Here is a 15,863-nt window from a genome sequence, read left to right as displayed (position 1 = left end):
CTGGCCGGGAGGCCGGCGATTTCGGCCTCCGATCCAGGCGGTCACCAGCATGTTCCGGCACACACCGCGGGGTCCGCGCACGCCGGCTTCAGGTCGGGCACCCAGGTGGACAATGGAAAGAACGGGTTCCACCCGACGGCGCTCCTGCGGGATTTCGACAGGGGAAAGGCGTCTTCGCTGCCCGGTGGAAGGACGCTTCGAGAATGGACGCTGGTGGCTCGCGAGAAGCCGATCGAGGTGGCTCCCGGGGTCGTGTTCCCCGCCTGGACCTATAACGACAGGATTCCCGGCCCCACACTTCGCGCGAATGAGGGCGACCGCCTGAGAATCACCCTCGTCAATTACTCGGCGCACGCGCACACGATTCACTTTCACGGCCTGCACGCGGCGGAGGTCGACGGGGCCGCGGGAATAGGTCTCGGCCTGATCCAGCCGGGCGGGCGGGCGGTGTACGAGTTCGACGCGGAGCCGTTCGGCGTGCATCTGTACCACTGCCACGTGACACCGCTCGCCGCCCACATCGCCAAGGGCCTGTACGGCGCCTTCGTCATCGACCCGAAGGGCGCGCGCACCGAGGCCGACGAGCTGGTGATGGTCATGAACGGGTTCGACACCGATTTCGATCGCTCGAACGAGCTGTACGCGGTCAACACCATTCCCTTCGCGTACGTGGGAGAGCCGGTGAAGGTGACCGTCGGCGAGCTGGTGAGGATCTATCTCGTCAACATCCTCGAATACGACCTCGTCAACTCCTTCCACGTCCACGGGAACTTCTTCGACTGGTATCCGACCGGCACGTCATCGCGCCCGGCGGAGCACACCGACACCGTGATGCTGTGCCAGGGCCAGCGGGGAATTCTCGAGATGACGTTTCCCCGCCAGGGGCGCTTCATGTTCCACGCGCACCAGTCGGAGTTCGCCGAGCTCGGCTGGATGGGCTTCTTCGAGGCCGGTTGCGGTGGCACCGCTTCCACCGACTGCGAAAGGAACCGGTGACATGGAAGAACGCCGGGCACGTCATCCGAGTGGCACCCGCCTGAACACGTGGCTGCTCGGTCTCCTGCCGTTGTGCGTCATCGCCGTCGCCGTCGCGGGTCTCGCCGTCCTGGACGGCCCCGGCCTGACCTCGCGCAACGGCCCTCCGGCCGAGGAGCTCACGGTGGAGCGGACGATACTCGGCGCGGGCTCCATCGAACTGGTCGTGCGCAACCAGGGCGCCGATCCGGTCGCCGTCGTCCAGGTCGCGGTCAACGACGCCTTCACCGACTTCCGGATGAGCGAACCGGAGATCGGCCGCCTCGGCTCCGCCAACGTCCGGATCACCTACCCGTGGGTCGGCGCGGAGGCCTACGAGGTGACGCTCCTCACCTCCACCGGAGGCGTCGTCACCCACGACATCCCCGTCGCCGTCACGACCCCCGACCCGTCCGGATTCCTCGGCCTGATGACGCTCCTGGGGACGTACGTCGGGGTGATCCCCGTGGCCATCGGGATGCTCTGGCTGCCGTGGCTACGACGAGTACCTCCCACCTGGATCCGCGCCCTGATGGCACTGACCATCGGCCTGCTCGCCTGGCTGGCGATCGACGCGGCGCTCGAGGGCATGGAGGTCGCCAACGCCGGTGCGAGCGGGCTCGGCGGTGCCGGACTCGTGGCGATGGGCGCCGTCGCCGCGTACCTGCTGCTGTCCGGCGTGCACGCCTGGATGGCCGCACGACCGGGACAGACGGGCGGCCACCGCCTGGCGCTGCTCGTGTCCGTCGGCATCGGCCTGCACAACCTCGGTGAAGGGCTCGCGATCGGCTCGGCCTACGCCGTCGGCGCGCTCGCCCTCGGCGCGACGCTCGTCGTCGGCTTCACGATCCACAACACCACCGAGGGCCTCGCCATCGTCGCGCCGGTCAGCGAGGAACGCGTCTCACCGCCACGGCTGGCGCTTCTGGGCCTCATCGCCGGCGGCCCGGCCATCCTCGGCGCCTGGCTCGGCGCCGCCACGGTGCAACCCGCGATCGCCGCGCTGCTGCTGGGGCTGGGTGTCGGCGCGATCGTGCAGGTGATACTCCAGATCGCGCCGTCAGTGCGTGATCACACGGGGCGGCTGCTGCACCCTCTCGGCATCGCCGGCATCCTCGCCGGAATGGTCCTCATGTACGCCACGGGGCTTCTTACCTGACCCGCTGAACACGGACCGGATCGGGGCGTGAACATTTGATTCTCACGGTGCGCGCCGTGCGCTCCTTTCGAAAGTAACGCTTCGGTTACGGCGGCTCGCCCTGAACGGTCTCGTACGGATTGCTTCAGCCGCACAGCGTTCACCGGGCGGCCGGAGAGAAAGCAGCTACGGTCGCGCGCCGTACGACGAGAACTCGTGCAGCGGAGGTGGGCGGGTGTTCCGGACGGCTTGAAAAGAGCCCGTAACCGTCGCGCCCGTGCAGGCCGGAGGCCTGGACCACCAGACAGTCACTGAGACGGCCGTCCGGAACACCCGCCCGCCGGAGCGTGAACGGCGACGAAGTCGATCAAGGCCGCACGAGCCCCTGGCCAGGGGTTACGGCCCTACCTATATGTCCGGCCTGAGGGGGCGTGGCGGGCGTGGCGACCGCCATCGGCGGGGACATCCAACCCTCTGGGAACCGTCAAGCACGACCCACCTGGGCGCTTTTACGGTCAACTACAAGTCATGGCACGTCTCGTCCGAAACACGTCTGAAACACCACGCGGTCGAGATTCACAGATGTGAAACACGCAAGGTCGCACCTTGAAACGGTGGAAGAACACGCTGTGGCGCAACGTCAGTGCGCGGCCGGTCGATGGAGCCCAGGAAGCGATCACTGCGACTGTGAAACCGGCCACACGCCATTTGTAAGGGAGGGTCGCGTCGAATGAAGATCGATAGCGGCACCACTGCCTGGATGCTCACAGCCACCGCGTTGGTGCTGTTGATGACTCCCGGCCTTGCGTTCTTCTACGGAGGAATGACCAGGGCCAAGAGTGTCCTGAACATGATGATGATGTCGTTCGTCAGCATCATCACCGTCACCATCGCATGGGTGCTTTACGGGCACTCGCTGACCTTCACCGACAACGGCAGCGAGCTCGTCAACAAGTTCATCGGCGGCTTCGACGCCCTTGGGCTGCAGAGCCTGGTCGACACCGCCACCAAGGACGATGGCACGGGTATGCCGAGCCTGGTCTTCTCGGCCTTCCAGCTCACTTTCGCGATCATCACCGTCGCGCTGATCAGTGGTGCCATCGCCGACCGCGCGAAGTTCGGCGCCTGGGTGCTGTTCACCATCGTCTGGGCGACCATTGTCTACTTCCCCGTGGCCCACTGGGTCTGGGGCAACGGCTGGCTGTTCAACCTCGGCATCGAGGACTTCGCCGGTGGCACCGTGGTCCACATCAACGCGGGAGCCGCGGCGCTGGCGCTGGCGCTCGTGCTCGGCAAGCGCGCCGGCTGGCGCAAGGAGCCGATGCGGCCGCACAACCTGACCCTGGTCCTGCTCGGCGCCGGTCTCCTGTGGTTCGGCTGGTTCGGCTTCAACGCGGGCTCCGAGCTCGCGGTGGACGGCACCGCCGGCCTGGCGTTCATGAACACCCAGATCGCCACCGCCGCCGCGGCGGGCGCCTGGCTCGTGGTCGAGAAGATGCGCGACGGCCACGCCACCAGCCTCGGTGTCGCCTCCGGCGCCGTCGCCGGTCTGGTCGCCATCACCCCGGCCTGTGGTTTCGTGGACCCCTGGGCGGCTCTCCTCCTCGGCCTCGTCGCCGGCGCGGCCTGCGCCTACGCGGTGGGCCTGAAGTACAAGCTCAACTACGACGACTCCCTCGACGTGGTCGGCGTGCACCTGGTCGGCGGTGTGATCGGCGCTGTCTCCCTGGGCTTCATCGCCGCCTACCCGTTCCTGGAGCAGCAGAGCACCGGCCTCTTCTACGGTGGCGGCGTCAAGCAGCTGGGCCTGCAGGTTCTCGGCCCGGTCGCGGTCGGCGCCTACTCCTTCATCATCACCTGGATCATCGCTAAGATCATCGACAAGACGGTCGGCTTCCGCATCGGCGCCGAGGAAGAGATCACCGGCGTCGACATCACCTCCCACGCCGAGACCGGTTACGACCTCGGCACCATCCACTCCTCGGGTGTGGCCGCCGTCAACGGCCCGGCCTCCACCCCGGCGTCTAAGAAGGTGGACGCATGAGACTCATCACAGCGATCATCAAGCCGTTCAAGCTCGACGACGTGAAGGCGGCCCTGGAGCAGTTCGGGGTCAAGGGCATGACGGTCAGCGAGGCCAGCGGCTACGGCCGCCAGCGCGGTCACACCGAGGTCTACCGCGGCGCCGAGTACCAGGTCGACCTGGTGCCCAAGGTCCGCCTCGAGGTGCTCGCCGAGGAGGAGGACGCCGAGGACGTCATCGACGTCATCGTCAAGGCCTCGCAGACCGGCAAGATCGGTGACGGCAAGGTCTGGTCCGTTCCGGTGGACACGGTCGTCCGCGTCCGCACCGGGGAACGCGGACCCGAGGCGCTCTAACCGGTGAGAGGCGACACGCGCTCGTACGCCGCGGCCCGTAAGGAACGGGCCGCGGACATCGACCGCTGGCTGACGGACCTGGTCCGCACCGCGGTCGGCACGCCGTACGGGCCCAACGGGGGAACGACGAGAAACGACGAGCGCGGCGCCCTCAGCGGAGTCGCGCTCGTCGCGGTCGGGAGCCTTGGACGCTCCGAGCTCGCGCCGGGCAGCGACCTCGACCTGGTCCTGCTCCATGACGGGCGGGAGGACGTGGCGCGCGTCGCTGACCGCATCTGGTACCCGATCTGGGACTCCGGGACGGGTCTCGACCACTCGGTGCGGACGGTGGACGAGGCGGCCAAGGTCGCCAGGGAGGACCTCAAGGCGGTCCTCGGCCTGATCCAGGCACGGCACGTGGCGGGAGACCCGGAGCTGACCCGATCGGCGCGCGAGATCGTGCTCGCCGAGTGGCGCGCCGACTCCCGGCGCCGCCTGGGTGAGTTGCGCGACGCCGCCGACAAGCGGGCGGAGGCCAGCGGCGAGCTGGCGTTCCTGCTCGAACCCGACCTCAAGGACTCCCGCGGCGGCATCCGCGACGTGCAGGCGATGCAGGCCGTGGCGGCGGCCTGGGTCGCCTCGGCGCCCGGCCCCCGGGTGCGCGAGGCCTACGAGCTGCTGCTCGACATCCGGCACGGCCTGCACCTGGTGACCGCCCGCGGCGCGGACAGGCTGGTGCTCCAGGAACAGGACGCGGTCGCCGGGATGCTCGGCCTGCTCGACGCCGAGGCGCTGATGCGCAGGCTCGCCGAGGCCGCCAGGACGATCGGGCACTCCTTCGACGCCACCTGGCGCACCGTCGACCGGTTGCTGACCGGTCCCACCCCGCGTGGCCGCCGCCCGCTCGCAGACGGCGTCGTCGAGCACGGCGGGGAGGTCGTGCTCGCCCGCGGGGTCAACCCGCGCAAGGACCCGGTGCTGGTGCTGCGCGCCGCCGCCGCCGCGGCCGAGGCGGGCCTGCCGCTGGCGCCCGCCACGGTCACCGCGCTGGCCTCCCAGTCGCCGCCGCTGCCCGTGCCCTGGCCCGACGAGGCGCGTGACGCGCTGGTGGCGCTGCTGGGCGCCGGTCGCGCGGCCGTGCCGGTCTGGGAGGAGCTCGACCAGGCCGGGATACTGGTCCGCCTGCTGCCCGACTGGGAGCGGGTGCGGCACCGCCCGCAGCGCAACCCGGTGCACCGCTACACCGTCGACCGGCACCTGATCGAGGCCGCCGCCGGAGCCGCCTCGTTCACCCGTGAGGTCTCCCGGCCCGACCTGCTGCTCATCTCGGCGCTCCTGCACGACATCGGCAAGGGGTACCCCGGCGACCACTCCACCACCGGTGCCGTCGTCGCCCGCGACATCGGGGCCCGGATGGGCCTGCCCCCGGCCGACGTCGACATCCTGGAGACCGTGGTCCGCCACCACCTGCTGCTGCCGGAGACGGCCACCCGCCGCGACCTGGACGACCCGGTGACGATCTCCCGGGTGGCCGAGGCCGTCGGCTCGCGCGAGGTCCTCGAACTGCTGGCGGCCCTCGCCGTGGCCGACGGCCACGCCACCGGGCCCGCCGCCTGGAACTCGTGGAAGGCCTCGCTCGTCGCCGACCTGGTACGCCGGGTCCGCTCGGCGCTCTCGGGAACCCCGCTGCGTCCCGCGCCGTCCCTCTCGGTGGAGCAGGCGTCCCTGGCCCGCCACGGCGGCGGCGCCGTGCGCGTCAACGGGGGAGCGGTCACCGTGGTCGCGCCCGACCGCGCCGGGCTGCTCTGGCGGGCGGCCGGAGTGCTGGCCGCGCACCGGATGGTGGTCCGCGCCGCGTCGGCCGCCTCGGCGGGGACGACCGCCGTGATCGAGTTCTCGGTCGTGCCCGAGTACGGCTCGCCGCCCGACCCCGCGACGCTGGAGGCCGACCTGCGCCTGGTGCTGGCCGGCCGCCTCGACATCGAGCAACGCCTGGCCAGGAGGACGAGGTCGATGCGACCGGCCCGGGTGCCGGTGGCGCCGCCGAGGGTGAACCTGGTGGACGACGCGTCCAACACCGCGACCGTCATCGAGGTGCGGGCCCATGACCGTCCGGGACTTTTGTGGCGGATTGGTAGAGCATTCGGTGAATGTGGCCTTGACGTACGGGCCGCCCGTGTGGAGACTCTCGGCGCAGAGGCGGTGGACGTCTTCTACGTGGTCGACAGAGCCGGCCGCCCGCTGACCGACGAGGTACAGCGGGCGCAGGTGCGCGATCAGGTGCTGGCTGCCCTGCGGTAACCGTAAAAAATCGGTCCCTCGTCGCCTTCGTAACGATTAAAGTCGCTATGTCGGTTTTGCCGATTCTTTCCCATGACCTTGTGGTCTGATGTTGTCCACTTGTGTCGCGATTGAGGGGTAGCGAGAGCGGTGACTACGGCGACATCCGAGAGCGGAGGTGCTTCGGCACCCGACCGCGGCAAGCGGCCTGCCGCCCGGTTCGGCTTGAAGAACTGGCGTGTCCGTTCGCGTCTGACGGCCCTGATCCTGGTGCCGACGGCGGTGGGCGTGGTGCTCGCCGGCACGCGCGTGGTGACCTCCGTGGACAGTGTGGCTGGTTACCAGCGGACCGCCACCGCGGCGGAGTACTCGGGCGGTCTCCGCGACCTGGCCCAGGCGCTCGGGTTGGAACGTGACCGGGGCGCGTGGTCGTCGTTCCAGCCTTCGAACAAGGGCTTGAAGGAAAGCTCCGACGCGCAGCGCAGGACCGTGGACGCGCTGGCCAGGAAGGTGCGGCTGGAAGTCCAGGCGATCGACGACTCCTACGGCGCCCGGGTCGTCGAGGCGGCGAGGAACGTGGCCTACCAGCTGGAGGGCCTTCCCGAGCTGCGCCGCCTGCCGGGCATCGCCCGTGTGGAACGGTACAGTTCCATGATCGCCCCGCTGCTGACGCTCCACGAGGAGCTCACTCTGGTCAGCGACGACCCGGAGATCATCGGCAACACCCGCGCGCTCAGCGCCCTGGCGTACGCCAAGGAGGAGGTCTCCAAGCAGCGCGCCCGGCTGCTGGCCGGCTACTACGCGCCCTCGCTGATCAACCCGCAGGAGGTCGAGAAGTTCATCGCCTCCCGCTCCCGGATGGACGAGTACGAGGCGGACTTCGGCGTCGAGGCGAGCCCGGACAACGCCCAGCTCCTCGTCACCGCCCTGATCGACGAGCGGGTCCACCGGGCCGAGCTGATCAAGGCCAGGGTGATCGTGCTCGCCAGCAACCCCGCGCGCACCGGACGGCTGCTGTCCGACTTCAACGAGGTCAAGCAGTGGTTCTCGGACAACAGCGTGGTCCTCGACCGGATGCGGAAGGTCGAGACCCAGGTCGCCGGTGACGTGGTCACCCGGGCCAGGGACCTCGAGGACGCCGAGCAGCGCAACGCGATCATCACCGCCGGGCTCATCCTGCTCCTGCTCCTGCTGGTGCTCGGCCTCACGGTCGTCATCGCCCGCTCGATGGTGACGCCGCTGCGCCGCCTGCGCGCCGAGGCGCTGGAGGTGGCGAGCTTCCGGCTTCCCGAGGTCGTGCGGCGCCTGCGGGTCTCCGGCGACACCCGGACCCCCGACGTCGATCCCATCTCGGTCGACACCAGCGACGAGATCGGGGAGGTCGCCAAGGCCTTCGACGAGGTCCACCGGCAGGCCGTGCGCCTGGCCTCCGAGGAGTCCGAGCTCCGCTCCAACATCAGCGCGATGTTCGTCAACCTGTCGCGGCGCACGCAGACCCTGGTCGAGCGGCAGATCTCGCTGATCGACGGCCTGGAGAAGGGCGAGGAGGACGGCAGCCGCCTGGCCGACCTGTTCAGGCTCGACCACCTGGCCACCCGCATGCGCCGCAACTCCGAGAACCTCCTGGTCCTCGCCGGTCACGAGCCGACCCGCAGGCGGAGCCAGCCGGCCAAGCTCGTCGACGTCGTCCGCGCGTCCCTGTCGGAGGTCGAGGACTACGAGCGGGTCCAGGTCAAGGTGCACCGCACCATCTCGGTGGCGGGCAGCGCCGCCAACGACATCGTGCACCTGGTCGCAGAGCTGGTGGAGAACGCCCTGCAGTTCTCCCCCCGGGCCAGCCAGGTCGTGGTCTCCAGCAGCGTGATCGAGGGCGGCGGCGCGCTGCTCGCGGTGAGCGACCCGGGCATCGGCATGACCCACGACGAGCTCGTCGAGACGAACCGCAAGCTGGCGGACCCGCCCGTCGTCGACGTCTCGGTGTCACGGCGCATGGGCCTGTTCGTGGTCGGCCGCCTGGCGCTGCGCCACGGCATCCGGGTCCAGCTGCGCCCGCAGGAGGGCGGCGGTCTCGTCGCCATGGTCCTGTTCCCGCCGGAGCTCGTCGTCCAGGCGGTCCAGCCGGTCCAGACGCCCTCCTGGGGGGCCGAGCAGGCTCCCTCGCAGGACCTCTTCGCCCAGACGCCGGCGGGTCGCCCGCCCGTCCGGCAGCCCTCGTACGGGCAGCCCCAGCCCGGGTTCGGACACACCCACCCCTCGTTCGAGCAGGGACAGTCCCCGTTCGGGTCGAATCCCTTCGGGCAGGCGTCGTACGGGCAGACCTCGTTCGGCCAGGAGGCGTTCGGGCAGGAGGCGTTCGGGCAGGAGGCGTTCGGGCAGGAGGCGTTCGGGCAGGCGTCCGTGGACGCGCCCTCGTTCGGTTCCGCTCCGCCGTTCGGTGCCCCCCCGGCCCCGGGGGCTCCCTCCGGTCCGCCCGGCGGCCCGGCCAGGAGCGGCCCGCCGCTGCCCAAGCGACAGGTCAACGGAAACGGAAACGGCGCTCCCGTCTCCGACTTCTCCGCCTGGAGCCAGTCCTCGTACGAGGACACGGCGGTGGGGGCGATGCCCGCGGTGGGCGTCTCCCCGCTCGAGGCCGAGCAGGAGGAGTACCTGCCCATCTTCGCCTCGATCGAGTCGGCCTGGTTCCGCCGGGCGGAGGAGTCGGGCGAGCACCCGGTCGCGGGGGGATCCCCGGGACGGGTGGCGTCTCCCGGAGTGGAGGGCGAGCCCTATGACGCGCCGGCGTGGGGGGAGGAGCCGACGCCCCCGACCGGCATGCCGGTTCGCGACACACCGCCGGCGAGAGAGCGGGTGGAAGCGGTGGCGGCCGAGCCGGACAGTTGGAACACCCCCGCCGACGCCGGGTGGCGGGCCGCCCAGGCGGCGAGTGAGCCCGCGCTCGGCGGGGTGACCGCCGCGGGCCTGCCCAAGCGCACCCCCAAGGCGAATCTCGTACCCGGTACGGCCGCAGCCGTGCCGTCCAGCCCCATGCCGCCCATGTCACCGGACAGGGTGCGCAGCCGTCTGTCGAGCTTCCAGCAAGGTGTACGGCGGGGCCGTGCCGAAGTAGTCGATACCACCACCAGGAGCCTGGTGGACAAGGAGGAGGGCTCGTGACGATCCTGAGTCATGAGGCACGCAGGTTCGACTGGCTGATCACCGAGTTCGTCCGCGGCACGCCAGGTGTCGCGCACGCGGTGTGCGTCTCCGCCGACGGGCTGAGGATCGCCAGTTCCGAAGGGTTTCCCCCCGACCGGGCCGACCAGCTCGCCGCCGTCGCGGCGGGCCTGCTCAGCCTGACGGTGGGCGCCTCCCGCGTGTTCGAGGGAGGCGCCGTCACCCAGACGGTGGTCGAGATGGAGCGCGGCCTGCTGCTGGTCATGGCGATCAGCGACGGCTCCGTGCTCGCCGTGCTGGCCTCTCCCGACTGTGACATGGGGCTGGTGGCGTACCAGATGACGATGCTCGTCGACAGGGCCGGACAGGTGCTCACCCCGGCGCTCCGCGCCGAGCTGCAGTCCTCCCGGGGCCGGTAGTGACCGCGCGCACGCCCGGTGTCCTCACGGGAGAGGCTCGTGCTCGGGATTGACGGAACCGGGGACGACGAGCCCCTGTTCCGTCCGTACGCCGTCACCGGCGGCAGGTCGGAGCCGCGCTTCCACATGGCGATGGAGGCGCTGGTCTCCTCCTCCTTCATCATGGAGGAGGACCTGGCTCTGCTCACCCCCGAGCAGGATGCGATCATCAGGCTCTGCCGTTCGTACCGGTCGGTCGCCGAGATCTCGGCTCTGCTGAAGGTGCCGCTCGGCGTGGCCCGCGTGCTGGTGGCGGATATGGTCGACGAGGGCTTCGTCCGCATCCACCAGCCGCACCTCAACGAGGGACAACCGGACCTCAACATGCTCGAAAGGGTTCTCAGTGGACTTCGCAGGCTCTAGCCAGGGTGGCCTGACGTCAACGAAGATCGTTGTCGCGGGTGGGTTCGGCGTCGGCAAGACCACGTTCGTGGGGGCGGTGTCGGAGATCGTGCCGCTGACCACGGAGGCGGTGATGACCGACGCCAGCGCCGGGATCGACGACCTGGGGCTGACTCCTCACAAGACCACCACCACGGTCGCGATGGACTTCGGCCGCCTCTCGCTGGACCGTGACCTGATCCTGTACCTGTTCGGTACGCCGGGTCAGCACCGGTTCTGGTTCATGTGGGACGACCTGGTGCGCGGCGCGATCGGCGCGGTGGTCCTGATCGACACCCGGCGGCTGGCCGACGGCTTTCCGGCGATCGACTACTTCGAGGAGGCCAAGCTCCCCTTCGTGGTGGGTGTCAACGGCTGGAACGGCGAGTTCCCGCACCACGAGGAGGAGGTGCGCGAGGCTCTGACGCTGGCCCCGCACGTCCCCGTGGTGCGGACCGACGCCCGCTCCCGCGACTCGGTGAAGAGCACGCTGATCACCCTGGTCGAGCACGTGCTGCGGGTCCGCACGGCCTACGGTACGTCGGTGTAGTGACGCTTTTTCCGTCCGGGGACGGGCCCGCGCTCCGCGGACCGTCCCCGGACGGGGTCTCGGGCCGTCTCCGGAACGGGACGCGGTCCGATGCCCGGCTCGCGCAGGGGACCCGTCAGTCCGGGATCCACTCCTTCCAGGTGATCCTGTTCGCGTCGATCCACTTCTGGGCGGCCGTGGCGGGGTCGAGGCCGTTGCCGGCCATGTCGTTCGCCACCGCGTTCTGCTGCTCGTTCGTCCAGGAGAAGTTCCGCACCAGCTCGTAGGCCCTGCCCCCGGTGTCGGCGAACCGCCTGCTCACGATCTTGTCGAGCAGGTAGGGCGGGTAGTCGCACCGCACCTTGGCGGGGTCGGCGTCGCAGCCGATCGCGTACGGCGGGAGGCTGACCTTCGCCAGCTTGACCTGGGTGAAGAGCCACTGCGGTTCGTAGAAGTACATCAGCAGCGGGGTCCGGTCGCGGGTCGCCCGTTTCGCGGCGTCGATCAGCGCTTTCTCGCTGCCCGCGTAGACGACCCGGTAGTTGAGGCCGAGATTGCGGACCAGGGCCTCGTCGTTGGTGACGTACGAGGGATCCCCGTCGAGAAGCTGGCCTAAATTGCCGGATTTATCCGTTTTGAAGAGGTGGGCGTACCTGTTGAGCCGCCGCCAGTCGGTGATCCCGGGATACTCGTCCACCATCCACTGGGGGACGTACCAGCCGATGACCCCCCTGGTGCCGGTCCTTCCCGCGGAGACCGCGACCTTCTTCTCCTCGATGTAGGTCCGCTTCAGCGCCTCCCGCCCCCAGTTCTCCACGATCACGTCCACCGTGCCCTTCTCGAGGCCCGCCCAGGACTCGGGCGGGGTGAGTTTCACCGTCTGCACCTGGTAGCCGAGCTCCTGGGTGAGCAGGCGGCCGATGACGGCGGCGCCGGCCTCGTAGCCCGCCCACTCGTTGAGGGCGATCCTCACGGTCCCGCCGGAGGCCGGGGGAGCCGGTGCGGCCGTCCCCGGCGTGTCCTGGCCGGTGCACGCGGCGAGGGAGACGAACAAAGCGGTGGCCGCGCCGAGCGCCAGGAGACGGCGGGGGAGGGGCAGCCGGGGGAGGGGCAGCGGGAGGGACAGGGCGCGGGCGGTCGGGCGGGAGCCGCGAACCTGGCTCGCGACGTCGCCGGATGTGGCCACGGTCTCCTCCAGGGCTCGCCGCCCGGATTCGGCGGGCCGGGGGCGCGGTGCGGGCTACGGATGTAGGGAGTCAAGATATGGCGTAAATATGGCGAATCACAATTTCGTGATCCCCCGGCGACCGGCGCGACCCCGTCGCGGGTTCCCGCGGTCGCAGGATGGAACGATACAAACGGTCATATAGGTTGCTAAATGCTCAATAAGGGTATCCGGAGGGCCGAAAACGGGGTTCCAGCCATAGGCGGAGCCCCGGGTCCGGTTCCTGTCCTGCCGGGGATACCGCATTTACCGGGCTGCGTTCGCTTGGCCCCACGGGTTGATATGTGCTCGAATTGCCGGGGACCATGGGAAATTCGGCCAGAGGTTCATCCACCGAGAGGGCAGCGTTCGGTGAGTCCACACGAGATCCACGACGCGGGCAGCCGCCTGCGCCCGCGGAACTGGCGGGTACGCCGGCGCCTTGTCGCGCTCGTCCTGGTTCCCACGATCGCCGCGGTGCTGCTCGGCGGTGTCCAGGTGTTCGCCTCGATGCGCGCCGCGGGAGACTACCAGCGGGTCAACGACCTCGCCCGGCTCTCCGCCCACATCGGCACGCTCACCCACGAACTGGCCGAGGAACGCGACCAGACCGCCTGGTTCATCGCCCTCGGCCGCCCGGAGAACGGCGTGAGGAACGTGCGGGCCCAGATGGACCTGGTCGACGGCTCCGCGACGCGCGTCCGCGAGAGCGGCTCCCTGCTCGGCGAGGAGGTGAGCGGCCGTACCAGGGACGAGGTCGAGAGCGCGATCAGCCGTCTGGACGACCTCTTCCCGCTGCGCGAGCAGGCCCTGAGGTCGACGCTGCTGCCCGACGCGGCCATCGCCGCCTACTCCCTGCTCATCGCCGACCTGCTCTCCCTGTACGACGAGCTCGGCAAGGGCGGCGCCGACGACGTCCTGTCCGGCCAGGCGATCACCCTGGACGCGCTCGCCCGCGCCAAGGAGGCCATCTCCCTCCAGCGGGCGCTGCTGACGGTGGTGCTCGTGGCGGGCCGGTTCGAGCAGGGGCAGATGGAGCAGTTCCTCGGCGCGCTCTCCACCGAGCGCAGCGAGCGCAGGACCTTCGCCGCCGAGGCCGGAAGCCGGGACCGCCGGCTCTTCGACGAGACCGTCAACGGCCGCACCGCCGAACGCGCCGTACTCCTGCGCGAGCTGGTCCTGCTCCGCGCGGCCTCCGGCGTCCCGCTCAGGGGCCTGACCCTGGAGCGGAAGGACGACGCCAAGGAGTGGTACGACGCGGCCACCGTCACCATCGGCCACATGCGCGAGGCCGAGGAGCGGCACGCCCAGGACATCGTCGCGCGCAGCCAGCGGCTCGGTGACGCCGAGCAGAGCCGCGCCCTGATGGTCGCCGCGGCCGTCGTCGCCCTTCTCGCGCTCGTGCTGGCGATCACCGTCGGGGTGGCGCGCTCGCTGGTCGTGCCACTGAGACGGCTGCGCAGGGAGGCGCTGGACGTCGCGGGGGAGCGGCTGCCCGCGTACGTCCAGCGGGTCCGCGAGTCGCGAGAAGGGGAGATCGTCGCCGACGTGCCGCCGATCGGGGTGGTGTCGCGCGACGAGATCGGCGAGGTCGCCAGGGCGTTCGACGAGGTCCACCGGGAGGCCGTGCGGCTGGCGGGCGACGAGGCCAGGTTGCGCGCCACCGTGAACGCGATGTTCGTCAACCTCTCACGGCGGAGCCAGAGCCTGGTGGAACGCCAGCTCACCCTGGTCGAGCGGCTGGAGCGCGGCGAACGCGACGACCAGCGGCTGGCGGACCTGTTCAAGCTCGACCACCTCGCCACCCGCATGCGCCGCAACAGCGAGAACCTGCTCGTCCTGGCCGGGCAGGAGGTGGCGCGGCGCTGGAGGCAGCCGGTCGAGCTGATGGACGTGGTCAGGGCCGCGCTGTCGGAGGTGGAGAACTACGAGCGGGTGACGAACCGGGTCCAGTCGGAGGTCGCCGTCGCGGGCCCCGCGGTGAGCGACGTGGTCCACCTGCTCGCCGAGCTGGTCGAGAACGCCGTCTCGTTCTCGCAGCCGGACACCAGGGTCACGGTGTCCAGCAGCCGGATCGACGACGGCGGCGTGATGGTCTCGGTGACCGACCGGGGCATCGGCATGACGCACGACGAGCTCTCCCAGGTCAACCGGCGCCTGGCCGACCCGCAGGACGCCGACGCCTCGATCGCCCGCCACATGGGCCTGTTCGTCGTCAGCCGCCTCGCGCTCAAGCACGGCATCCGCGTCCAGCTCCGCCCCCAGGACACCGGCCTGACCGCGATGATCATGATTCCCGAGTCGCTCCTCGTCCTGCCGCCCCTCGCGGGCCGGCCGGCCGGCTACCCGCAGCCCGCGGCCGCCTTCCCGGTGACGCCGGCCGGTGCGACCGGCCTTCCCGCCGGGGTGGTCGGCTTCCCCGCGGGGGCGGCCGGCTCCCCGTTCCCCGGTGACGCGGGCGGCTCGCCCGTTCCGCCGTTCCCGCACACCCCGGACGACGACGAGGACGATCCGGCCGCCCCGGTCCCGCGGGTTCCGCTGCTCGCGGCGCCCACGGCCACGCAGGCACCTTCCGCGGCGAGTCCGGCGCTGCCCTCGCGGGTCAGGCCGGAGACGACTGTGCGGAGCGTGTGGAGCCCGCCCGCGGAGCGGAGCCGCCCGCAGGGGGAGCAGGGGGAGTTCCCGCAGCCGCCCGGCGGCCCGTTCGGCCGCCTTCCCGGTCCGCTCGACGGCTCGCCCGGTTTCCTCGACGGCCTTCCCACGCCGGGCGAGACCGGGTCGCCGTCCGGTGCGGGGACCTCGGCGGAGCGGGAGGACGACTTCCTGCCGATCTTCGCCGCGGTCGAGTCCGCCTGGTTCAGGACCGCCGCTCCCGCCCCCGATCCCGGCGCGCGGGCGGCCCACCCCGAGGCGGGTGCCGCCTCCGGCGACTCCTCCGGGCCCGTTCCCGAGGACGACTCCTCCTCCGGTGACTCCGCTTCCGAGGGCTCCTCCTCCGAGAGCTCTGTTTCCGAGGGCTCCGTTTCCGGGGACTCCGGTGATCCCGCCTCCGAGGAGCCCCGGGCCGAGCCCGAGCCGTGGACCTCGCCCGGTGACCTCGGCTGGCAGGCCGCGCAGGCGGCGAGCGCTCCCGTGCTCGGCGGTACGACCGAGGCCGGCCTGCCCAGGAGAACCCCCCGGGCCAACCTGGTCCCCGGCTCGGTCACGCCGCCGGTGCGGTCCGAGCAGTCCCCGGCGCCGGCGCCGGACCGGCCCGCCCTCTCGCCCGAGCGGATGCGCAGCCGCATGGCGAGCTTCCAGGAGGGCGTGCGCAAGGCGCGCAACGAGCTTCCGAAGGGGGAACAGTAG

11 protein-coding genes are annotated in these 15,863 nt (G+C 70.7%); 10 read left to right on the top strand and 1 reads right to left on the bottom strand.

The window, feature by feature from the left end; genetic code table 11:
• Positions 1-213 precede the first annotated feature (213 nt).
• The 9 genes from AB0G15_RS18260 (at position 214) to AB0G15_RS18220 (ending at position 11,332) form a co-directional block, all read left to right on the top strand.
• Positions 214-996, top strand: coding sequence for a multicopper oxidase domain-containing protein (locus AB0G15_RS18260; protein ID WP_362840811.1), 783 nt, complete (start codon positions 214-216; stop codon positions 994-996).
• A gap of 1 nt (position 997) precedes the next feature.
• The gene (locus AB0G15_RS18255; protein ID WP_362840808.1) at positions 998-2,173 is read left to right on the top strand and encodes a ZIP family metal transporter; all 1,176 of its coding nucleotides are present in this window, start codon (positions 998-1,000) and stop codon (positions 2,171-2,173) included.
• 709 nt (positions 2,174-2,882) lie between these two features.
• Positions 2,883-4,196, top strand: coding sequence for an ammonium transporter (locus AB0G15_RS18250; RefSeq protein WP_362840805.1), 1,314 nt, complete (start codon positions 2,883-2,885; stop codon positions 4,194-4,196).
• Positions 4,193-4,531: a P-II family nitrogen regulator gene (locus tag AB0G15_RS18245; protein WP_329091194.1), complete on the top strand. Its 339-nt coding sequence runs from the start codon at positions 4,193-4,195 to the stop codon at positions 4,529-4,531. The genes AB0G15_RS18250 and AB0G15_RS18245 overlap by 4 nt, the downstream gene beginning before the upstream one ends.
• A 3-nt stretch (positions 4,532-4,534) precedes the next feature.
• Entirely contained in the window at positions 4,535-6,811 is a 2,277-nt protein-coding gene (locus tag AB0G15_RS18240; RefSeq protein WP_362840802.1) for a [protein-PII] uridylyltransferase, read from the top strand.
• Positions 6,812-7,015: 204 nt separating this feature from the next.
• Complete coding sequence (locus tag AB0G15_RS18235; protein ID WP_362840799.1) at positions 7,016-9,943, top strand: nitrate- and nitrite sensing domain-containing protein; 2,928 nt, start codon at positions 7,016-7,018, stop codon at positions 9,941-9,943.
• Between the two features lie 5 nt (positions 9,944-9,948).
• A complete protein-coding gene (locus tag AB0G15_RS18230) occupies positions 9,949-10,362 on the top strand; it encodes a roadblock/LC7 domain-containing protein (protein ID WP_362680631.1) in 414 nt (137 codons plus the stop codon).
• A 39-nt stretch (positions 10,363-10,401) separates the two neighbouring features.
• Positions 10,402-10,764 carry a DUF742 domain-containing protein gene (locus tag AB0G15_RS18225; RefSeq protein WP_362840796.1) on the top strand — a complete coding sequence of 121 codons (363 nt, stop codon included), beginning with the start codon at positions 10,402-10,404 and terminating at the stop codon, positions 10,762-10,764.
• Positions 10,745-11,332, top strand: a complete 588-nt coding sequence (locus AB0G15_RS18220) for an ATP/GTP-binding protein (protein ID WP_362840793.1) — start codon at positions 10,745-10,747, stop codon at positions 11,330-11,332. Before AB0G15_RS18225 ends, AB0G15_RS18220 begins: the two co-directional genes overlap by 20 nt.
• 115 nt (positions 11,333-11,447) lie before the next feature.
• On the opposite strand, the gene AB0G15_RS18215 is transcribed toward AB0G15_RS18220, so the two are convergent.
• Complete coding sequence (locus AB0G15_RS18215) at positions 11,448-12,497, bottom strand: ABC transporter substrate-binding protein (protein WP_362840791.1); 1,050 nt, start codon at positions 12,495-12,497, stop codon at positions 11,448-11,450.
• A 390-nt stretch (positions 12,498-12,887) separates the two neighbouring features.
• Here AB0G15_RS18215 and AB0G15_RS18210 point away from each other — a divergent pair, with 390 nt between their 5' ends.
• On the top strand, positions 12,888-15,863 hold the full coding sequence (locus tag AB0G15_RS18210; protein ID WP_362840788.1) for a nitrate- and nitrite sensing domain-containing protein: 2,976 nt from the start codon (positions 12,888-12,890) through the stop codon (positions 15,861-15,863).

Source organism: Streptosporangium sp. NPDC023825 (assembly GCF_040639575.1).
Taxonomy (GTDB): domain Bacteria; phylum Actinomycetota; class Actinomycetes; order Streptosporangiales; family Streptosporangiaceae; genus Streptosporangium.
The sequence above is the reverse complement of the archived record's forward strand: the minus strand, read 5'-3'. Positions and strand labels throughout refer to the sequence as shown.